Raw genomic sequence first — 20,353 nt, 5'->3', positions numbered from 1 at the left:
AATCTATGTTCATGAACTTTTGAAGTTGTAAAAACACATTTACTATACACATATTTTATCGTTCAGTCTCGGTATTTACCACCGCTTCGTCTTTCGATTCGCGTGCGATTATTCGTTATGTACTGGTCGATATACAAATCGACTGGTAAGTATGGGGTCGATCGGAGCTCGAAAACGGTTCGCTCGGCGTCTGTTGAACGGGTCGAAAAGAGGGTTCCTACTGCGGTGGCCGCTGAGCCGAGACGACTGTCGCTTCGGTTCGTCGCGTCGAGCGGAGTCGATCCGCCCGTAATTTCCCCAGTGCGTCAGCGCCGCTCGGTCCCTGGCTCGACCGTGACAGTCGTCGACCGTCCCTCACAGGAGAGTTCGAACGTTCCCGGCTCGACCGTCGACCGTCCGCAGGAATCGGTCACGGCGAGTGCGTCGTTCGGTATCGTCACCTCGGCAGTCGTCGACTCGCCCGGCTTGAGGCCGACCCGCGTGAACCCGACGTGTTCGCAGACCGGCCGAACGCGCGAGCTCACCTCGTCTCGCAGGAAGAAATCGACCGCCCGATCGCCCGCTCGGTCGCCGACGTTTTCGACGGTGATCGAGGCGGTGACCGATTCGGCGGGGCCGATCCGGGGCTCCGAGACCGAGAGGTCGGAACACGCGAACTCGGTGTAGCTCTCGCCGTGACCGAACTCGTAGAGGGGGTCGTACGTGTCGGGGTGTTCGTCGGCACCGATCGGCGTCGGATGCGCGAAGTGGTTGAACGTCGTCGGCACGTCGGCCACGGAGCGCGGGACGCTGACGGGTAGTCGACCCGACGGGTTGTAATCGCCGAAGAGGACGTCCGCGATGGCCTCTCCGCCTTCGCTTCCCGGGTAGTACGAGTACAACAGCGCATCGGCGTTCTCGGCGCACCAGGACAGCGACAGCGGTCGGCCCGCGATCGCGACGACCACGAGCGGCGTCCCGGTCTCGTGGACCGCCTCGAGCAGCTCCCGCTGGGCCTCGGGCAAGTCGAGCTGCGATCGGGTCGGGAACTCACCGGTCGGTCCGACGAGACCGTTCGGTCCGAACTCGTGGTAGTACCACCCCTCGCCGACGGCGACGACCGCCACGTCCGCGTCCGCCGCCGCGTCATCGACCGTCTCGAGATCCCGTCGCTCCCGGAGGGTGGCCCCTCGCTCGTACCGGACCGTCGTCCCGTCGCCAGTCCGATCCATGATCCCATCGAGTACGGTCGTTCCGGAGGCCGGATCCGGCTCCTGGACGCTCCACCCGCCGTACTGGTTCCGAAGCGACGCCGCGTTCGGCCCCGCGACGAGGATCGAGTCGACTCCCTCGGACAGCGGGAGCACCCCGTCGTTCTCGAGGAGGGTCTGGGACTCGCGGGCCGCTCGCAGCGCGGCCGTTCGGTGGGCCGACGAGCCCACCGTGGTCCGGACCGTCTCGACGTCGACGTAGGGATCGTCGAAGAGGCCGAGCGAATCTTTGAGCTCGAGGATTCGGGAGACTGCGGCGTCGATCGCGGCCTCCGAGAGCTCGCCCGACTCGACGAGGTCCCGAACGTGGGCCGCGTACTCGTCGCGACCGATCGAGATCAGGTCGAGCCCTGCGTCGATCGTCGTCCGTGCGGAATCGCGCTGCGAGGCGGTCACGTGGTGATCCTCGTGGAGGTGATCGATTCCGCCCCAGTCCGAGGCGACCGCCCCCTCGAAGCCGAGCCGCTCGCGCAGGAGGTCGGTGAGGTAGCGCCGGGAGCCGTGGGCCGGCTCCCCGTCGATGGAGTTGTAACAGGGCATCACCACCGACGCGCCGGCGTCGATCGCTTCGACGAACGGCGGCACGAACAGCTGGTGGATCGTGCTCGCGGAACGGTCCACGGCTGCAGCGTCCTCGCCGCCAGCAGGGTCGCCGTACGCGGGGAAGTGTTTCGCCGTCGCGGCGACCCGCGGCCCGCGGTCCTCGGACTCGAGCCCGCGAACGGTCGCTCCCGCGAACGCCCCGCACAGTAGCGGGCTTTCACCGTAGGTCTCGAAGGTCCGGCCCCAGCGCGGGTCGCGAACGACGTCACAGGTCGGGCCGTAGTTCAGGGTCGCGCCGGTCGCCCGCATCTCCGCGGCCGTGATCTCGCCGGCCCGCTGCGCGATCGCGGGGTTCCGGGTGGCGGCGATCCCCAGTCCGTGGGGAAACACCGTCGCCCCGTCGACGTACGCGTGGCCGTGCACCGCGTCGACGGGAAGCAACAGTGGGATCCCGTGGCTCGTCTCTTCGATCGCGACCCGCTGGAGCCGGTTGGCGATCTCGGCGACCCGTTCGGGATCGTGATACCGAGAGACGCCGATCCCGAACGCCGCGATCGACCCGACGTGTTCGTCTCGGACGAGCGCCGCCGCGTCGTCGACGCTCAGTTCGACGTCTCCCATCGATCCGACGAACGCACCGACGAGTTGCCCGGCCTTCTCGGCCAGCGTCATGGTCTCGAGATCAGGTACTGCACAGTCCTCGCTCTCTGGAGGTCGCTCTGGAGCGGCCATTGTTGCTTTCGAAGGGGTCGGTGGCTATTAAAAGTGGGTGCTCACGACGGACGCGTCCGGTTCGAGCCGAGTCTGGATGCGAAAACGACCAGCAACGGTTACTCGGCGGGTGACGGCGGTGACGGAGACGCGGCGTCGTTCGGGCCGTCCTCGTCGGCCAGCGGCGGCGACGACCAGTACTCGTGGTCGTCGAGCTCGCGGAAACACGCCACCTCGTGGTCCGCCGCCGCATCGACGGGCTCCGGGCCGCTCCGCCGGCACGCCTCGCGCGCCTCGGGACAGCGGGTGTGAAACCGACAGCCGCTCGGCGGGTCCGTCGGATCCGGAATGTCGATCGTGCGGACCGGCGGCTCCGGCGCGTCGGAGCCGGCGTGGAGATCCGGCGTCGCCCACCGAAGCACCTTCGTGTAGGGATGTTTCGGGTCGTTGATGATCTGCTCTGCGGGGCCGATTTCGACCAGTTCCCCGAGATACATCACGCCGATCCGCCCCCCGGCGTGGGACGCCAGGTAGCGCGCGTTCGAGAGATCGTGGGAGACGAACACGAACGACGTGTCGAACTGCGCCTGTAACTCGAGTAGCAGATCCATCATCTCGACGCGCAGGGAGACGTCCAGCGCCGAGATCGCCTCGTCCGCCAGGATCAGGTCGGGATCCATCAACAGGGCGCGGACGAGTGCAACGCGCTGTTGCTCTCCGCCCGAGAGCTGGTGGGGATACCGCCCCGCGTAGTCGGCCGGCGGCGTCATGCCGACCCGCTCGAGCATCGAGAGCACCTCGCGGCGGCGGTCGCCGGCGCTCATGTCGGACTGCCAGCGCTTGAGCGGGGCCTCGAGGATCTTCCGCACCCGCCGATTGGGGTTGAGCGCGCCGCCGGGGTCCTGATGGATGATCTGGAGCGACCGGCGGATCTCGTCGTGAGGGATCTCGACGTCGCCGCGGCCGTCCTTCGCGTCCCAGACGTCCTGCCCGCGGTACCGGACGCTCCCCCCGGTCGGTCGCTGGAGCCCGATGGTCGTCTTCCCGAGGGTCGTCTTCCCACAACCGGACTCCCCGACGAGGGCGACGACGTCGTTCTCCTCGATATCCAGCGAGACGCCGTCGACGGCTCTGACGACCTCCGGCTCGCCGAAGTCGAGCAGTCCCTGGCTCTCCTCGAAGTGCACCTCGACGTCGTCCAGCGAGACGAGCGGCTCCCCGCTCATCGGTGCTCCTCCGTGATCGACGCCTGCGGATCCGCGTCGACGTCTACGCTGGTGAACGGAACCGCTTCGGCCGCGTCTTCCCAGTGGAAACACGCGGCCTCGTGGTCAGGGCGAACTTCCCTGAACGTCGGATCGTCGGCGACGCACGTCTCGTCGGCAAGCGGACACCGCGGGTGGTACGTACAGCCGTCGGGAACGTCAACCGGGTCCGGGGCCGCCCCCTCGATCGATTGCATCTCCTCGAGCGGTGCGTCGAGGTTCGGCGTCGCGTTCAACAGCGCCCGCGTGTAGGGGTGCGCCGCGTGCCGGAGAATCTCGTCCGTCGGGCCGACCTCGATCAGCTCGAAGGCGTACATTACGGCGATGCGGTCGGCCAGTTCGGCGACCAGCGGCAGATCGTGCGTGATGAACACCATCGTCAGATCGTACTTCTCCTGGAGGTCCTCGAGCAGGGAGAGGATCGACCGCTGCATCAGCAGGTCCAGCGCCGCCGTCGGCTCGTCCATCACGAGCACCTCCGGCTCGAGCACCAGCGACAGCGCGATCAACGCCCGCTGTTGCATGCCGCCGCTGAGTTCGTGCGGGTAGGCGTCGAGCACCCGCTCGGGCTCGAGGTAGAGGTCCGAGAGCAGTTCGCGAGCGCGTTCCATCCCCGCCGCGACGTCGTAGTCGTGGGCCTCGAGGGTCTCGACGAAGTGTTCGCGAACGCCCATCGTCGGGTTGAACGAGCTCATCGCGCCCTGGAACACCATGGAGATCTCCTCCCAGCGAAGCTGTTTCAGCTGCCGATCGCTGAGCCCGAGCACGTCGACGGGCTCGCCGTCCTCGGGATAGTATGTGATCTCCCCCGACAGAACGCCGGGGTCGACCACCGCGTCCAGCATCGAGGAGGCGAGCATCGATTTGCCGCTGCCGCTCTCCCCGACGACCCCGATGATCTCGCCGCGGTGGACGTCGAGGTCGACGTTGTCCATGACGCGGGAAACCCCGCGGTCCATCTCGAAGTAGACCTCGGCGTCCCGGATCTCGAGGACGTGGTCGGCCGTGCCGTCCGTACTACCCGTGCTCTCTGTACTGTGCGTTGCCGTCTGCGTGGATCGTGTGTCTTGGTCGGTCATTGCTCAGGCGGGTGGGTTGACCTCGCAGTCGGTGTCGTCTTCCTGGACCGTCTCGCCCGCGTGTCGGGTTCGAACGCGGGGGTTGAACAGCCTGTCCGTGCCCTGCGAGAGGAGGATCAGCGCCATCGAGAGCGCGACGATCGGGACCATCGGGGCGAGGAGCATGTACGCCTTGCCCGAGACGGTCAGAGCGTTGTAGAGGTTGTACGCCCAGTCGAGCATCACGCCCCAGTTCTCGGCCATCCCGCCGCCGAGCAGCCCAAGGTAGTACAGCGCGATGCTGTCGTAGACGACCCGTCGGGCCGCGTAGACGAAGTTGACCGTGATGTACGGCATCAGGTTCGGCAGGATGTCCTTTCGGATGATCTGCGGGGTCGAGATACCCATCGTGCGCGAGGCCTCGACGTAGGACTTCTCGCGCAAGGAGAGCACCTGCGAGTGGATCGTCCGGGCCAGACCCGCCCAGATGTTGATCGTGATGAGCACCCCGATCACGTACGGCGACGACGGCTGGATGATCGCGACGAGCACGACGACCAGCGGCAGGCCGGGGATCGACATCGCGATGTCGACGATCGTGTTCAGAACGGACTCGACGGTGCCGCCCTTGTAGCCGGAGACCGTTCCAACCACGGTTGCCATCGCCGTCGAGAAGACGCCGCCAGCGAGGACCATCTGCAACATACCGGGCGTCGCCCAGAGGAGGGCCGAGAGGATGTCGACGCCGTTGTCGAACGTGCCCAGCGGGTACTGCCAGTTCTCGAACGGACGCACGCTGCGTCGCTCATCGGTGATCCCGACCGGACTCCGCGGGACCTCGAGTTCCCAGGGCGAGCCGAGAACCCGAAGCACGTCGTTCAGCAGAGTGTAACCGGCCTGGTGGAGCCAGACGAGGAGGGCCGTCGCGACGAAGCCACCGAGGATCAGCAGCGCGACTTTCGTCCGCCAGTCGTCCCACGCCACTTTGAACGGAGCGACCACCGACTCGTCGAACGTCTCTCGAGCTCGCTGCCGCCGGGTGACGGCCGTGATCTCCGAATCGCCGAACATGTCACCGGTCCCGCCGTCGGTTCGGGGATCGTCGTCACCCGCGCGGTCGTCTTCAGTACGCTTCACCTTGATCACCCGATTTGATCCGCGGATCCAGCATGCTGTAGGTCATGTCTGCGACGAACGTCGCGATCACGACGCACACCGTGATCACGATGAACGTGCCCATCATGAGCGGGACGTCGGTGGCGTCGATCGCTTCGTACATCCAGTAGCCGACGCCGTGGTACTGGAAGATCTGTTCCAGGACGACCGACGATCCCAGCATGAACCCGATCGAGAGCAACAGGCTGGTGTAGAGGGGGAGGACCGCGTTTCGCCCGACGTATCGGAGCGCGATCCGTCGGGACGACAGGCCCCGAAGCTCGGCGACCCTGACGTAGTCCTCGCCGAGGGTCTGGATGCTGTTACCACGCATCGAGAGCGCGAGCAGTCCGTAGCCGGTGATGATATACGAGAGGGCCGGGAGGACCGCGTGCCTGAGCGCGCCCCAGACGAACGCGACGGTGAAGCCGGGATCGATCCGCGGCGGTTGTCGTCCCCGCGGCGGGAACAGCTCGAGGATCGGCGCGTCGCTGTAGCCGACCCAGAGAATCAACAGGAACGCGGCGACGAAGTAGGGAACCGAAGTGGTGACGATCCCGACGAACGTGTTCGCGATATCGAACCACGACCCTTCCCGGTAGGCCATGATCGCGCCGAGCGCCAGGGAGATGGCGAACATCCCGAGGGTCGCCAGCGACATCACGAGCAGCGTCCACGGAACGGCCTCGGCGAGCGTCGTACTGACGTCCTGGCCGGCCACGAACGAATACCCGAGGTTGCCCTCGAGCAACGCCGACATGTACGTGAGATAGCCCTCGAGCAGCGACGCCTCCGGGTCGAACATGAGCCGACTCTCGATCGATTCCCGAACGATTTCCGGGTCGATGTTGCTGTTCTGGACGATCCGATCGACCATGTGATCGACCAGGGATCCTGGAACGTTCCACGCCAGGACGAACGCGATGGTCACCACCGCCCAGAGCGTGAACAGTGCTTGTCCGGTCCGCTTGAGATACCAGTTCATGAGCGAGGAAGATGGAAGTGGCAGTCAGCCGTCGAATTTCAACAGACCGGGCGTGTCGTAGCCCTCGAGGCTCTCGTCGACCTTGGGGAGCCACCACAGCGGCCAGTACGAGGAGAAGTGTGGCGACTCCTCGGGAACCTCGAAGCGGTCGCCGTTGATGAACGACTGCTCGTACTTCTCCATGACGTAGATGCAGGGAACGTCCTCGTTGACGACGCGAGCCAGCCGTTCGACGATCGCTTCCTGCTCGGACTGGTCGGTCGTCGTCGCGAAGGTCTCGAGTTCGGCTTCGACGTCGATCGTCTCGCCGTCGAGTTCGACCTCGGTGGGGTAGTTCGCGAAGTGGCTCTCGGTGTCGCGCAGCCGATTGCGAAGGATGTAGTCAAGCGAGAAGTAGGGGTGGTTCATGCGCGGCGCGCCGCCTGCCGTGTGCTGGTCGACGAAGAGGTCGGGACCGGACCCCGCGTAGCTCCCCGGCCCTTCGGATCGGCCGTCGGCCGACGCGTCCCAGCCGGCCTGGTCGAGGTAGTCGACGATCGTTCTGGCCGCGTCCGCCCAGTCGGACCAGGTCTGGGGGAAAGTGAGCTCGATCCCGATCTCGCCCATCTCGTACCCGGCCTCGTTGAGTAGCTCTTCGGCCCGCTCGGGGTCGTAGTCGTAGACGGTGAAGCCGTCCGGTTCGGTGGACCCGAGCCAGTCCTCGACGCTGGCCCACGTGAGCCCGGTCGGCGCGGGATGGTGGCTGACCTTCGTGCTTTCGCCGATGTTCCCGATCACTGCCTCCCGGTCGATCGAGTGATAGAGCGCCTGACGGACCTCCCGCTGGTCCCAGGGTTCCTGCTCGTGATCGAACCAGATCGCCATGCCGAAGCCGCCGGGGACCCGGTACTCGTGAAGGTGGTCCGGGAACTCGTCCAGGACGGCCGGCGGCGCGAACAGGCTGTGCTGGCCGTCCGTTTCCCCGCTGATCAGCGACTCGTGGGCGGCGTTGTTGCCGTCGCGGAATTCGACCCGGTAACCGTCCCAGTTGTACCGGTCGGCCAGGACGTGATCGGCATACTCCTCGAGCCCGTCGCGCGGTTCAGTCTGCGAATACGTATCGTTGTGTTCGGTCAGCGCGATCGGACCCGACGGATCGGGCTCGGCGACCTCGACACCTGCGGGGTCCTCCTCCCAGTTTTCCCCCTCGAAGTCCGCCGGCGAGTAGGCGGCCTGCTCGGCCAGCAGCGCGTACTCGACGAGGTCCGTGTTCGTTCCCTCGGGGTAGGAGATGGTCAGTTCGTACTCGCCGGTCGCTTCGACGCCGTCGATGAACTGCCAGACCGGCTGATCGGCCGCTTCGAGGACCTCGAGTTGGAAAGCGAGGTCCTCGGCGGTAACGGCGTCACCGCTGCCCCACGTGAACTCCTCGGAGAGGGTGAGCGTCATCTCGCCGCCATCGTGGTCCCACTCCTGAACGAGGTGCGGATAGAACTCGTCGTCGTCGATCAGGTACTGGGTCCACTGGGCGAACAGGCCGAACCGGTCGTGCGGGATCTCCCAGCCGGCGAGGAGGTTCCAGTGATAGTTACTGGCGGGGAAGTTCACCTGCGTACCGACGAACCAGTCGCCACCGTCGTCGCTGCCGCCGCCGGTACAGCCGGCGAGCGCAGCGGCACCCGTCGCACCCGCAATCGATACGAACTCTCTTCGGGACACTATATCGCTATAGTCCCCACTTGTTTGGCTGCGAACCATACGATACCCTAGTCAAAGTTAATCATACATAAGTGTAGGGATATATTTTAATTAAATCCATATTAGTACCTTTTCAAAAACGCAGCGCGCGAAAACCTCTTGCTGCAGGTGAGAGATGCTGATAAACGGGTTCACCGAAGCGTCGATTCCGACGACGACGCTCGAGCGACGGCGGACACAACCGTGCTCACGACGCCTCGGCCAACCAATCGGCGGTGTCCGCGGCTAACTCCCCCAGCTCACCGTCGGCGTCCTCGGCCACGGCTCGAAGCGGTTCGACCGCGTCCGTCGCCTCGGCAAAGCCCAGCGCGCGAACCGCGTGTATACGGACGACGTCCGCGTCGTCCTCGAGCCGATCGATCAGCGCCTCGATCACCGGGGCAGCAGCCGCCGACTCCTCCCTGGCGACGTTTGCAACGACGTCGATGGTCGCTGCTCTGGCGAGCGGCGGCTCACGCGCGAGAGCAGGTGGCAGTTCCTCGAGCCGGTCCGCGATCGCGTCGGGATCCAGTGCGGTCACCTCGACGAGCGCGTGGGCGGCGAATTCCCGTATCACCCTGGCACGCGCCTCGTCTGTCGCGATCTCGTCCCGCCGGGAGGCCAGCAGGTTCGTGATCGACTCTCGCTTTTTGCGGGGCAGGTCTTGCAGCTCTTCGGACTCCGGGGCCCACACCTCGGGTGGATCGACCAGCACGTCGAAGAGCACGTCGGCTTCCGATACGAATTCGGCCGGGTCGTCCTCGAGCAGCGGCGTCAGCGCTCGCGCCGCCCGGTACCCGGTCTGTGGCGGGTGCTCGTCGAGCTTTCCGACGAGCGCGGGAACCGCCGGACGGACCGCGTCGGGGTGCTCGGGAGCGATGCGCGCGAGGACGGCGGCGGCGGTGCTCCCCGCGACGGCGAACTCGTCGTCCAGGCGCTCGACGACGTGCTCGCTGATCGCCGCGACGCGACCGGGATCGTCGATCGCGACGAAGCGCACGCACCGCAACGCGACGTTGCGAACCTGTCCCTGCTCGGCGTCGAACAGCGCGACGATCGTCTCGAGGTCGACCGCCTCGGGATCGGTCCGTGCAGTCTCGAGGATGGCCTCGTCCTCCGGAATTCCTGTGGACATGGCTACTATCGTTTAGCCACAGGTAAAAGAATCCATCGGTGGAGGGAGTTAACTCAATACAGCTTCATTGTGATAGGTCGAGTAAACGGCGGGCACAGCCGTTACAGTCGCTTGCACTGCCAGAGGACGAGGACGAGTCCGAGGCCGGTAACACCGAGGATAGCGAAGACGACCGTCGAGACGACGAACGCTCCCGTCGACTGGTCACCGAGTACCATCGCCGCCAGGTTCAAGACACCCATCACGGTGACGGCGACGAGCATGAGGTAAAACGACGAGGCGCGAGCACACACGACGTCCCAGAACTCGTCCCGCGTACTCATCCCGATCCCTCCGACGTCCGAACGATTGCTCCCTGCACGAGCGACCCTGCTCACCGGACGGTATTAAAACATCACCTCGTCGACGAGTCACAGCCGACGGCGTCGAAGATCGCGACCGACGCTTTCCTCGAGGTTCCGCGCCTCGATCCCCTCGGTCGACCGCTTCGTGGCCCGAACCGGACCGTCTCGGTCACGGGACGATCGGGGCCAGCAACGGCTCGCGAGACACGAGGAGGACGACGTTGTTGCTAGCGAAGAGGGCGTACATGACGACCGCTCCCGTCACGAAGCCGACGTCGAACGGCCTCGAGAGGAGGGAACCAATACCCACGACAAAGCCGGCGTAGATGAGGGCGGCGAGGACGACGCCGGCCATTCCGAAGAGATCGTGCAGGAAGACCGTCACGGGATTCAGTTCGGACGCGTACGGAACGGTAAAGAACAGGATCGTCGCGACGAGATCCACGAACCAGACGCCGAAAAACGCGGCACGAAGGCTCGTCGTCCCCGGCCGCTCTAGCTCGATCTCAGCGGAGTCCGTTTCCATCATCGTGTATAGACCGACGCGTCTGCGAGCATTACGCGTTGTACTTGCTGATTCCTGCTCCGTCACGAGTTGACAACCGCCGATAGTGCTGGGAACCACCGGCCATGAGCGGCCCACGGAGTCGGACGACGGAGCGCGGCGTCCGCCTCAGTCGTCGGACGGAAGCGGCTCGAAACCGGGGTCGGGACAGTCGTTCGGTTTCGACGGAAGGCGTCGGTGCGCGTGTAACTCGCCGTCCGTTGCGGCGGTCAACAGGATGTCGTCCGGTTCGATATCGTCGAATCGATCGACCGGTAACACGAGCTGGTCGACGACCTCCTCCCCGTCCTCGAGCAGGAGAACGACGTGTTCCCCGTCGACGATTCGGTCGACGACGCCGACGTACAGATCAGAGCCCTCGAGTAGGTCGCCGATCTCGACATCGGCCGGGGACGAACCGGGAGCGGTCGACGGCGTGCTCCCCGGGTTCGGTGCGTGATCGGGTCGATTCGGTGGGTCCCCGGTACTCGCACCGACGGTTGTCACCGCGGCGACCGCCCCTGCACCGAGGGCACCGACCGTTCGAAGAACTGTCCGTCGCTGTCGTCGGGATCGTTCCGACATACCCCCCTTGGCCTCGGCTTCCGATATAAACCCTCGCCGAATACCACGACCCGTACCCGTCCGGTCGACCGAGCCCGTCCGTCGACGGGACACACGTTCATAGAACCATATCCATATTGATCATTCTGTGAAATGCTATACTATTTGTTGAGACAGCTGCGTCGAACGGTCACGGCGTTCGACCGAAGATAGGGAGAGGTTCAGCCTGCTAACTGCGGGAGACGAAGCCGTCGTTGAACGCCTCGATAGGTGATTCGAGATCGATCGAGACGCTACTACGTCACGGCGCAGTGTGTCCGACGACTGCTGCCGAGTAATCGCATCGGTACTGCATATATGAAAATTCGAGAATAATTACTAGTATAGTATATGTTCCCCGAACAACACTGAATCGGCGAGGAAAAGCCGGGACCGGCGATACCCATAACAGTCGTACGTTTATTATGCGTTCGCCCGGTCCGGTTCGAGTGTCTTCAGGAATCCTCGCAGTCGCACGTGCCGGTCTCAAGCAGCCTGGCGACGTCGTACTGTCGACCACACTCCTCGCAGAGGACCTGGACGTCGGCGAGGACCCGGTGGGAACCGAGTTGCAGGTGCCCGCCGTCCCGCAGTCGAGCGAGTTTGCTCTCGGTGACCGCGATCGTCCGCTGGCGGAGTCCCTCGATCGTTCGGGACTCCGTCTCCCGGACGTCCGCCTCAGATTCCGGGAGCGACGCGTCCCGATAGCCGGTGAGGTACGACCGGATCGCCCCGTAGGAGACGAATTCGTCTTGCAACGTCTCGACGTCGACGTCCGCTCGCTCGAGTCGCCGCCTGGCCGCAGTTCGTTCGCCGCGACTTCCTTCGTCGCCGTCGAGAAGGGCGTAGAGCCGACTGACGTCGTCGGTAATCGTGTCGACACCGGCGTCATCGAGCGCGGCCCGGAGGAGCCGTTCGTTGAACGAGTCGGCGAGCCCTCGGAGACTCGATCGGTCGTCCGGACGGGTCCACTGAGCCTCGAGTTCGTCGCCGAGGCCCTCGAGTTCGTATTTCCGGATGAGACGCAGGACTTTGGGATCCGGTCCCGGCGCTGCGAGGTGATCGGTCATCGGGTCGAATATTCAAGGAAACCAGCAAAACCGTTTCGGTAACGGGCACGGTCTGTTTCAGTATGCGAATCGCAGAATTCGTTGGTCGAACGAATAGGTCCGAATAGCGGGACACATGACGAGCGATGAGGCCGACTCGCTCGAAAAGATCATCCGATCCGGCCGACGTTTCGACGAGTGAAACGCGGACCGCCGAGATCCGGTCCCCGATCGCTGGGCGAGCCCCCGTGATCAGTTCCGAGGTCCGGGAATCCGGACCGGAAGTCACGGTTCGTCGGCGTCGTCAGCCGTACGCGAGCGTGACCCTGATTTCGCCCGCCTTGTCTCGAAGTCGGGTCGGGAGCTCGTCGTGAACGTAATCGTCGGTGAATCGGCTGGTCGGCCCGAAGACGCTCAGCGACCCGAGGAAGTCCTCGTCGGGGGTATAAACGGGCACGGAGACGCCGCGAAGTCCTTCCATGTGCTCCTGGTTGTTCACCGCGTACCCCCGGTCGCGGACCTGTTCGAGTTCCGCGAACAGCGCGTCGGGGTCGGTGATCGTGTTCGGCGTGATCGCCTCGAGGCCTACCTCCTCGATATAACGGGAGACGCCGTCGTCGTCCCGCTCTGCGAGAACGACCTTGCCCGCCGCCATCGAGTGGAGGGGTCGTCGGTGACCGATCATCGTGTTCGTGAGACTCCCGTAGCGGTGGACGTAGACGGCCTCGTCGTCCTCTTCGACGATGAACACCGCACGTTCGTCCGTCTCCTGACCGAGTTCGAACACCGCGCGCTTGGCAGCCGTGTATCCCACTCTCCGGGACCGAGCCTGCTCACCGAGCTCGACGAAGCGAAACCCGACGTAGTAGTTCCCGTCGCGTTCGATCACGTACCCGAGATCGGTGAGCGTCTGCAGGTGCCGATAGACGGTACTCTTCGGGAGGTCCGTCCGCTCGGTGAGGTCCGCTATCGTGACACCTTCCTCGTCTTTGAGCGCCTCGAGGAGTGCGAAAGTCTTTCGCGTCGTCGAGACGCCCACGTCGTCGGCTGCGGTCTCGTCTCGATTCGTATCCATATCCGATGCTATTCGCACGGCGCAATCAATGTTCCGGATATTGAAACGGATAGCTTGTCGGACGGGATAGTCGTCCCCGTATTCGAACGCGAATCGAAACGAGAGAGAAACCGAACCGCCGGATCCGTCGCTACTGGTAGGCCTGGATGCCGGTGAACTCCTCGCCGAGGACGAGGGTGTGGATGTCGTGCGTGCCCTCGTACGTGTAGACCGTCTCGAGGTTGGCCATGTGGCGCATCGGCGAGTAGTCGGTGGTGATGCCGTTCCCGCCGAGCATCTCGCGGGCGATGCGGGACTGATTCCGAGCCATGCGGACGTTGTTCCGCTTCGACATCGAGACGTGCTGCGGTCGCATGTCGCCGCGTTCCTTGAGTTCGGCGAGCCGGTAGGCGAGCAGCTGGGCCAGCGTGATCTGCGTGCCCATCTCCGCGAGCTTGCGCTGTTGGAGCTGGAACCGGCCGATCGGGCCGCCGAACTGGTCGCGGTCTTTCGCGTACTGGCGCGCCTCCTCGAAGCAGTCTCGAGCGGCACCGACCGCACCCCAGGCGATGCCGTAGCGGGCCTGCGTGAGACAGGACAGCGGCCCTTTCATTCCCTCGACGCCGGGGAGAACGTTCTCCTCGGGGACGTGGACGTTATTCAGGCCGATCTCGCCCGTGATCGAGGCGCGCAGGGAGAGCTTGTCGTCGATCTTGTTGGTCGTGATGCCGTCGCGGTCGGTTTCGACGAGGAAGCCGCGAACCGGGTCGTCCTCGGCCGACTTGTCGCGCGCCCAGACGATCGCGACGTCCGCGATCGGCGAGTTCGTGATCCACGTCTTCGAACCGTTCAGCACGTAACCGTCGCCGTCCGCCTCGGCCCGGGTCTCCATCGCGGACGGGTTCGAACCGTGTTCGGGTTCCGTCAGCCCGAAGCAGCCGATCGCCTCGCCCTCGCCCATCGCCGGCAGCCACTCCTCTTTCTGCTCCTCGCTCCCGTACGCGTGTATGGGATACATAACGAGGGCGCCCTGAACCGACGCCATCGAGCGCAGCCCCGAGTCGCCGGCCTCGAGTTCCTGCATCAGGAGTCCGTAGGCCGTTTCCGACACGTTGGGCGATCCGTACCCCTCGAGATTCGGAGCGTAAAAGCCCATTTCTCCCATCTTCGGGATGAGCTCCTTCGGGAAGGTCCCCGCCTCGAAGTGGTCACCGATGTCGGGTTTGACGTGCTCTTCGACGAACTCCCGGGCCGTGTCCCGGATCATCCGCTCTTCCTGGTCGAGGTCCTCCTCGAGCTGAACGAAATCCAGCATACCTAATCCTAGGGAAAAGGCACAATAGGTATTGCGGTACGGAGTATCACGTGACAATCGACAAATCGTATCGGGTTCCCCGTCTGAAGCGCGCTCGAGACCCGATCGGACCTCTCAGTTACAGTGCTGACGAACGTGCTGCTCGCAAAGATCGGCGTACACCTGCGGATAGCCACGGGTCGTCGAGGAACTCCCGAGTCTCATCAGAGCAGAACGACAAAACCGATCCGGCACCACAGTCGAAAGTGCTCGTCCGCATGAACGCGAGAGAATTCACTAGAGAACGGCCCCTTGTATTTCCCGTCCCCTCCGTGGTGAAATTAGCAACTCGTTTCTAAGAGCGAAGAGTTTATGACCCGGAAAGATAATGAAGTTCCCGTGTCTGGAAATATGAGCGACGACGGAAGTCGCCGGCGAACGTTCCTGAAGGGGACTGCCGGCGCAATTGGTCTCACAGCACTGGCCGGCTGTTTCGAAAACTCCGGAACGTCCGGTAACGGTAACGGCAACGGAACCGGCGGTTCGGTTCCCGGAGAGGACGGCGAGATGATCATGACCACGTCGACGGAAACGACCGCGGCGTACTCCATGAGTCAGGTCATCGCCAACGCGGTTACGCAGAACTCCGATCTCGACGTGCAGGCCCGTCCGAGCGAGGGCACCAACGCCAACATCGGCCGTCTCGGAAGCGACGACGCCGACATTTCCTACATTCAGAACTGGACGGCGAGCAAGATCGCGAACGAGGAAGATCCCTTTACCGACCTGAGCTACCAGCCCCAACAGGCCTTCCATCTGTACGACCTCGCGTGGTTCCTCTGTAGCGCAAACGACGGCTGGACGAACGTCTCCGACATCGGATCGGGCGACAGCATCTCGCCGACGCCGAGCGGGTCCGGGACCGCCGAGATGCTCGAGTACGCGCTGAGCTTCGTCACGGAGGACTACGACCGAATCAGCCTCGACTATGGCGAGCAAGGCAGTGCGATGAGCGAGGGTCGTCTCGACGCCGGCGCCGGGACGTTCATCAACGGCAGCGTCGAGCCCGGATGGCTCCAGCAGATGAAGGGAACGGTCGACCTGCGGCTGCTTCAGTGGTCCGACGACGTCGTCTCGGAACTCGAGGACGACCCCGCGATCATCATGAACTCGGTCGACACGACCGGGCTGGAGAACTACGCCTACGCGCCGGACACGCTGCACACGCCGGGGCTGTCGTACAACTTCGTCGTCCGCGACGACTTCAGCGACGAGACCCTCACGGCGTTCCTGGAGACGCTCTGGGAGCAACGCGAGGGACTGAGCGAGTCGAACGCCCTGCTCGGCCCGATGGCCGAGGGCGAACACTGGACGACGAACGGCTACACGACCATCCCGTTCCACCCCGCCGCCGCGGAGTTCTACCAGGACAAGGGCGTCTGGAACGACGACTACGAAATCGGAGAGTAACACCCCCGATCGACCCCGTTCGACGGTATCACTGAACACTCCTAACTGCGATACACAACCATGAGCGAAACTGCAACTGACACGGAGGTACCACGCCCTCGAGAGGCCCTCGACGACTTCCGTCGCCGCCCGGCAGTCGAACAGGTGCTGGTCTTTCTCATCACCGGGATGGCCATCGGACTGACCCTCGGAACGATCTTTTTCGCGTACGACCGGCCGATCGTCCGAACGAGATTCGCAGTCGCCTTCTTCGGCGTCGGGATCAGCCTCTACTACCTCTCACAGGCACTGACACTGATCGAGAACCCTACCGACGAGAGCGCGAGGTCCGCCTTCACGCGCTTGTTGAGTACCCGGCAGTACGCATTCGTCAGACGGGTCGACTCCCTCGTCTGTCTCATCGCCGCCGTCGCGGGGCTGGGAACGGGCTACTACGTGTATACGGCGTACTTTCGGCTGTCCCGCGAGGCCATCGTGTTCGGCTTCACCAACACGGACCTCTACGTCGGCCTCGTCCTCATCGGATTGACCATCGACGCGACGCGTCGCGCGTACGGGTGGTCGATCTCGCTCGTCGCACTGACGTCAGTGTTGTACGCCCTGTTCGGGGAATCGATGCCCGGCTTCCTCTCCCACCCCGGCTTTACCCTGACGGACGTCGTGACCTTCGGTGCGGTCCGCATCTCCGGCGTGTTCAGCTTCATCATGGAAGTCGGTGCCACCTGGGTCGCCATCTTCATCATGTTCGCGGGGCTGGCCCGCGCCTACGGCGCGCTGGACGTCATCCTCGGTGCCGGCCAGAAGATCGGGAACAACCTCCGGAGCGGCGTCGTCCACGTCGCCGTCATTTCGAGCATGGCGATGGGGTCGATCACCGGCAGCGCCGCGGCTAACACCGCGACGACCGGGTCGTTCACCATCCCGATGATGAAGCGCCAGGGCGTCCGCTCCGACTACGCGGCGGCCATCGAGAGCGTCGCCTCCTCGGGCGGGCAGATCATGCCCCCGGTCATGGGCGTGGCCGCCTTCCTGATGGCGGACATCATCGGCGTCTCCTACGTCGAGATCATCCGCGCGGCGCTCATCCCGGCCCTGCTGTTCTACTTCAGCGCCGGCATCGCCGTCCAGTTCGCCGTGTTGCGCTTCGGCTGGGTCACCGAGGACGTCAACGAGGGCGGGATCCTCGGCTCGCTGTTCAGCGCGAGCACGTTGCTCACGGTACTGTACTTCGCCGTCCTGTGCGGAACGTTCTACGCGGGACAGTCGATCCTCTCGCTCGGGCTGCTTCCCTCGGCAGTCGTCGCCGCCGCGGTCCTCGTCGTCGCCCGCCTGCTACAGGCGGTCGTGGTCACTGATAACCTGAAGGCGGCCTTGAGAGAGTTCGTCGGTGCGCTGGTGCGGTTCTTCGACGGCGGCCACTTCGGCATCCCGATGGCAGTCCTGTTGTACACGCTCGTCGTCATGGAACTCTCGCCGATGGCCGCGGGGCTCTACACCGTGATCACCATCGTCGCGACGATGTTCGTCCGCGACCAGTTACTGCTCGTCGGGCGGCGACTGTTTCCCGACCAGTTCGGTCGGACCACCGACGAAACCGGCGATGAGACGGCGAATTTCGGTACAGCGAGCGCCGTGGCGCTGCTCCGGACGGGCTACACGACGTTCAAGGGGTTCAAGCGGGGCGCGCTGGACATGGCACCCCTCGTGGGCGTCCTGGCCGCGATGGGGCTCATCATCTCCATGCTCACCCAGACCGGGCTCACCTCCGTCATCAGCGTCCGAATGGTGGCGCTGGGCGGCGGCGTCCTCCTGGTCGTCCTCCTGTTGGCGATGATCACGAGCATCCTGTTCGGGCTGGGGATGCCGACCCCGGCGGCCTACATCCTGGTCGCGACGCTCCTGACTGCGCCGCTGCAGGACCTTGGCGTCAGCGAGATCACGGCCCACCTGTTCGTGTTCTACTTCGCGATGCTGTCGGCCATCACGCCACCCGTCGCGGTGGCCGTGGCCGTCGGCTCGCGGATCGCCGACAGCGCGTTCATGACGTCCGCCAAACAGGCGCTCCGTATCGGTGCCGCCGGATTCCTCATCCCGTTCGCGCTGGTCGCAAACGACAGTCTCGTGAACTGGTCGCTGACCGCCACGCCGGTCGCCACGTTCGCCGTGTTCGTCGGGGTCGTCGCGCTGACGGCCGTCACGATCGGCTACGACGGCCGAAACGTGCTCAGTCTTCCCCAGCGGTTCGTCTACCTCGTGCTGGCGTTCACCGCGATGTACGCCCCGGCGATGAGTTACGCCGTCGGTGACAGCATGGCGGTGATGGTGCAGGTGGCCGCAGCGGTCCTCGCCCTCACCGGTCTCGGGCTCGCCCACTTCGAGCGGTTGCCGTCCGCGTTCGCGGCCTCCGCCGGAGACGGGAACTGACGGCCACGTAACCCGGCTGTTGGCCGGGTCAGACGGCTATTCTACTCGCGAGGGTTTCGCGAACGACCCGAGGACGTGGGATCGACGAGTAACAATCCTTTTGTGGACCTCAGACGACGCCTACACAACGTATGACAAACCTCGTGACAGACGTCGCCGAGACGGTGGACGCGAACCCGGACTCGGCCGCGATCGCGTACGACGGAACCGAACTGACCTACGACGAATTCTGGAAGCAGGCCGGCCAGTTCGCCCAGGCCCTCGAGGATCGGGGCATCGGCGAGGGCGACCGCGTCGGGATCTATCTCCCGAACCTGCCCCAGTTCGTCACCGCCTTCTACGGCACCCTGCGCGCCGGCGGGATCATCGTCCCGATGAATCCCCAGTACAAGGCCCGCGAAATCGAACACATGCTTGGCGACAGCGGAGCGAAAGCGGTCGTCGCGCTGGCCGACCTCGTGCCGAACGTCCTCGAGGTGCAGGACGACACGGCCGTCGAACAGGTCGTCAGCGTCGGGGCCGACGTCGACGGCGCGACGGAGTTCAGCGACTTCCTCGCTGCCGACACCAAGGACGTCGTCGATCGCGCGGACGACGACATCGCGGTCCAGCCCTACACGTCCGGGACGACCGGCACGCCGAAGGGCGTCCTGTTGACCCACCACAATCTCGCCTTTACCACGCGGGCCAACGCCGACGTCCCGCCGGGCGGGTTCCAGGCCTCCGACCGACTCATCGGCACCCTCCCGCTGTTTCACATCTACGGCATGTCCGTCGTGATGAACGGCGCGATGTACAGCGGCGGCACCTACTACCCCGTCCCCGAGTGGGACGCGCCGACCGTGATGGGGCAACTCGAGGACGACGACATCACGATCATGTTCGGCGTCCCCGCGATGTTCAACGACATGATCAACCAGCCCGACGCCGAGAGCTACGAGTTCGAGGCGCTCCGGTTCGCCAACTCCGGGGGCTCGAGTCTCCCGATCGAAGTCCTCGAGCGGTTCGAGGAGCTCTGGGGCGTCCAGCTCAACGAGGGCTACGGCCTGACCGAGACGAGCCCGGTCACGCACGCGAACACGGACGACGCGCGCCGGAAGGGGAGCATCGGCCAGCCCCTCGAGGGCGTCGAGGCGAAGATCGTCGACGAGGACTTCGACGAGGTTCCCCGAGTCGAAGAAGGCCCGATCGACGAGGACGAAGCGGATCTCCACGAGATCACTGGCGAACTCGTCATCCACGGGCCGAACGTGATGAAGGAGTACTACGGCCTGCCCGAGGCCAACGAGGAGGCCTTCACCGAGGACGGCGGCAAACGCTGGTTCCACACCGGCGACATCGGCTACTGGGACGAGGACGACTTCTACTACGTCGTCGACCGCGAGAAGCACATGATCGTCACCGGCGGCTACAACGTCTACCCGCGGGAAGTCGAGGAGCTCCTCTTCGAGCACGAGGACATCGCCGACGCCGCCGTCGTCGGCGTGCCCGACGACCGCCGCGGCGAGACGGTCAAGGCCTTCGTCGTCCCGACGCCCGACGCCGAAGCGACGCCGGAAGACATCAAACAGTACTGCCTCGAGAACCTCGCGGAGTACAAACACCCGCGCGAAGTCGAGTTCGTGCAGGAGCTGCCGCGGACGACGACCGGGAAGGTCCAGAAGTTCGAGCTTCGGGACGAGTAACCGCCGGTTCGGCGGACCGGGTTCGCGCCGACCGCGCTCGAGCAACGGGCGCGTTTCCAGTGCCGATA

The 20,353-nt window shown here is 64.7% G+C and carries 16 protein-coding genes; 3 read left to right on the top strand and 13 right to left on the bottom strand.

The annotated features are described in order from the left end of the window. Positions 1 to 305: 305 nt before the first annotated feature. The 13 genes from LDB05_RS16950 to LDB05_RS16895 all read right to left on the bottom strand — a co-directional run bounded on the left by LDB05_RS16950 (position 306) and on the right by LDB05_RS16895 (position 14,727). The gene (locus LDB05_RS16950; protein WP_226005162.1) at positions 306 to 2,525 is read right to left on the bottom strand and encodes a glycoside hydrolase family 3 N-terminal domain-containing protein; all 2,220 of its coding nucleotides are present in this window, start codon (positions 2,523 to 2,525) and stop codon (positions 306 to 308) included. Positions 2,526 to 2,623: 98 nt separating this feature from the next. After that, complete coding sequence (locus tag LDB05_RS23500; RefSeq protein WP_343232869.1) at positions 2,624 to 3,730, bottom strand: ABC transporter ATP-binding protein; 1,107 nt, start codon at positions 3,728 to 3,730, stop codon at positions 2,624 to 2,626. Further along, complete coding sequence (locus LDB05_RS23495; protein ID WP_343232868.1) at positions 3,727 to 4,848, bottom strand: ABC transporter ATP-binding protein; 1,122 nt, start codon at positions 4,846 to 4,848, stop codon at positions 3,727 to 3,729. Before LDB05_RS23495 ends, LDB05_RS23500 begins: the two co-directional genes overlap by 4 nt. Positions 4,849 to 4,851: 3 nt before the next feature. Then, positions 4,852 to 5,964, bottom strand: a complete 1,113-nt coding sequence (locus tag LDB05_RS16940; RefSeq protein ID WP_226005161.1) for an ABC transporter permease — start codon at positions 5,962 to 5,964, stop codon at positions 4,852 to 4,854. Continuing rightward, positions 5,951 to 6,967: an ABC transporter permease gene (locus LDB05_RS16935; RefSeq protein ID WP_226005160.1), complete on the bottom strand. Its 1,017-nt coding sequence runs from the start codon at positions 6,965 to 6,967 to the stop codon at positions 5,951 to 5,953. Before LDB05_RS16935 ends, LDB05_RS16940 begins: the two co-directional genes overlap by 14 nt. A gap of 24 nt (positions 6,968 to 6,991) precedes the next feature. Then, positions 6,992 to 8,665 (bottom strand): ABC transporter substrate-binding protein, encoded by a 1,674-nt coding sequence (locus LDB05_RS16930; protein ID WP_226005159.1) that lies wholly within the window; start codon positions 8,663 to 8,665, stop codon positions 6,992 to 6,994. A 226-nt stretch (positions 8,666 to 8,891) separates the two neighbouring features. After that, complete coding sequence (locus LDB05_RS16925; protein WP_226005158.1) at positions 8,892 to 9,818, bottom strand: HEAT repeat domain-containing protein; 927 nt, start codon at positions 9,816 to 9,818, stop codon at positions 8,892 to 8,894. A gap of 101 nt (positions 9,819 to 9,919) precedes the next feature. Further along, on the bottom strand, positions 9,920 to 10,141 hold the full coding sequence (locus LDB05_RS16920; RefSeq protein ID WP_226005157.1) for a hypothetical protein: 222 nt from the start codon (positions 10,139 to 10,141) through the stop codon (positions 9,920 to 9,922). A 190-nt stretch (positions 10,142 to 10,331) separates the two neighbouring features. Next, positions 10,332 to 10,691: a hypothetical protein gene (locus tag LDB05_RS16915; RefSeq protein ID WP_226005156.1), complete on the bottom strand. Its 360-nt coding sequence runs from the start codon at positions 10,689 to 10,691 to the stop codon at positions 10,332 to 10,334. Between the two features lie 144 nt (positions 10,692 to 10,835). Next, the gene (locus tag LDB05_RS16910) at positions 10,836 to 11,291 is read right to left on the bottom strand and encodes a hypothetical protein (RefSeq protein WP_226005155.1); all 456 of its coding nucleotides are present in this window, start codon (positions 11,289 to 11,291) and stop codon (positions 10,836 to 10,838) included. Positions 11,292 to 11,764: 473 nt separating this feature from the next. Continuing rightward, positions 11,765 to 12,379, bottom strand: coding sequence for a rod-determining factor RdfA (gene rdfA, locus LDB05_RS16905; protein ID WP_226005154.1), 615 nt, complete (start codon positions 12,377 to 12,379; stop codon positions 11,765 to 11,767). A gap of 283 nt (positions 12,380 to 12,662) precedes the next feature. Next, positions 12,663 to 13,433 carry an IclR family transcriptional regulator gene (locus tag LDB05_RS16900; protein WP_226005153.1) on the bottom strand — a complete coding sequence of 257 codons (771 nt, stop codon included), beginning with the start codon at positions 13,431 to 13,433 and terminating at the stop codon, positions 12,663 to 12,665. Between the two features lie 130 nt (positions 13,434 to 13,563). Continuing rightward, the gene (locus LDB05_RS16895) at positions 13,564 to 14,727 is read right to left on the bottom strand and encodes an acyl-CoA dehydrogenase family protein (protein WP_226005152.1); all 1,164 of its coding nucleotides are present in this window, start codon (positions 14,725 to 14,727) and stop codon (positions 13,564 to 13,566) included. Positions 14,728 to 15,117: 390 nt separating this feature from the next. Here LDB05_RS16895 and LDB05_RS16890 point away from each other — a divergent pair, with 390 nt between their 5' ends. The 3 genes from LDB05_RS16890 to LDB05_RS16880 all read left to right on the top strand — a co-directional run bounded on the left by LDB05_RS16890 (position 15,118) and on the right by LDB05_RS16880 (position 20,285). Then, the gene (locus LDB05_RS16890) at positions 15,118 to 16,176 is read left to right on the top strand and encodes a substrate-binding domain-containing protein (protein WP_226005151.1); all 1,059 of its coding nucleotides are present in this window, start codon (positions 15,118 to 15,120) and stop codon (positions 16,174 to 16,176) included. A 60-nt stretch (positions 16,177 to 16,236) separates the two neighbouring features. Further along, the gene (locus LDB05_RS16885) at positions 16,237 to 18,600 is read left to right on the top strand and encodes a TRAP transporter permease (protein ID WP_226005150.1); all 2,364 of its coding nucleotides are present in this window, start codon (positions 16,237 to 16,239) and stop codon (positions 18,598 to 18,600) included. A 131-nt stretch (positions 18,601 to 18,731) separates the two neighbouring features. Continuing rightward, positions 18,732 to 20,285, top strand: coding sequence for a long-chain-fatty-acid--CoA ligase (locus tag LDB05_RS16880; protein WP_226005149.1), 1,554 nt, complete (start codon positions 18,732 to 18,734; stop codon positions 20,283 to 20,285). Positions 20,286 to 20,353 lie beyond the last annotated feature (68 nt).

It is taken from the genome of Natrinema salinisoli (genome assembly GCF_020405205.1).
GTDB classification, from domain to species: domain Archaea; phylum Halobacteriota; class Halobacteria; order Halobacteriales; family Natrialbaceae; genus Natrinema; species Natrinema salinisoli.
This window is presented reverse-complemented; position numbering and strand designations above follow the sequence as displayed.

Bases quoted from the DNA above. Each gene is read 5' to 3' on its own strand.
- LDB05_RS16950 (WP_226005162.1), bottom strand. From the start codon at position 2,525: ATGGCCGCTCCAGAGCGACCTCCAGAGAGCGAGGACTGTGCAGTACCT.
- LDB05_RS23500 (WP_343232869.1), bottom strand. From the start codon at position 3,730: ATGAGCGGGGAGCCGCTCGTCTCGCTGGACGACGTCGAGGTGCACTTC.
- LDB05_RS23495 (WP_343232868.1), bottom strand. From the start codon at position 4,848: ATGACCGACCAAGACACACGATCCACGCAGACGGCAACGCACAGTACA.
- LDB05_RS16935 (WP_226005160.1), bottom strand. From the start codon at position 6,967: ATGAACTGGTATCTCAAGCGGACCGGACAAGCACTGTTCACGCTCTGG.
- LDB05_RS16925 (WP_226005158.1), bottom strand. From the start codon at position 9,818: ATGTCCACAGGAATTCCGGAGGACGAGGCCATCCTCGAGACTGCACGG.
- LDB05_RS16920 (WP_226005157.1), bottom strand. From the start codon at position 10,141: ATGAGTACGCGGGACGAGTTCTGGGACGTCGTGTGTGCTCGCGCCTCG.
- LDB05_RS16915 (WP_226005156.1), bottom strand. From the start codon at position 10,691: ATGATGGAAACGGACTCCGCTGAGATCGAGCTAGAGCGGCCGGGGACG.
- LDB05_RS16910 (WP_226005155.1), bottom strand. From the start codon at position 11,291: ATGTCGGAACGATCCCGACGACAGCGACGGACAGTTCTTCGAACGGTC.
- rdfA (WP_226005154.1), bottom strand. From the start codon at position 12,379: ATGACCGATCACCTCGCAGCGCCGGGACCGGATCCCAAAGTCCTGCGT.
- LDB05_RS16900 (WP_226005153.1), bottom strand. From the start codon at position 13,433: ATGGATACGAATCGAGACGAGACCGCAGCCGACGACGTGGGCGTCTCG.
- LDB05_RS16895 (WP_226005152.1), bottom strand. From the start codon at position 14,727: ATGCTGGATTTCGTTCAGCTCGAGGAGGACCTCGACCAGGAAGAGCGG.
- LDB05_RS16890 (WP_226005151.1), top strand. From the start codon at position 15,118: ATGAGCGACGACGGAAGTCGCCGGCGAACGTTCCTGAAGGGGACTGCC.
- LDB05_RS16885 (WP_226005150.1), top strand. From the start codon at position 16,237: ATGAGCGAAACTGCAACTGACACGGAGGTACCACGCCCTCGAGAGGCC.
- LDB05_RS16880 (WP_226005149.1), top strand. From the start codon at position 18,732: ATGACAAACCTCGTGACAGACGTCGCCGAGACGGTGGACGCGAACCCG.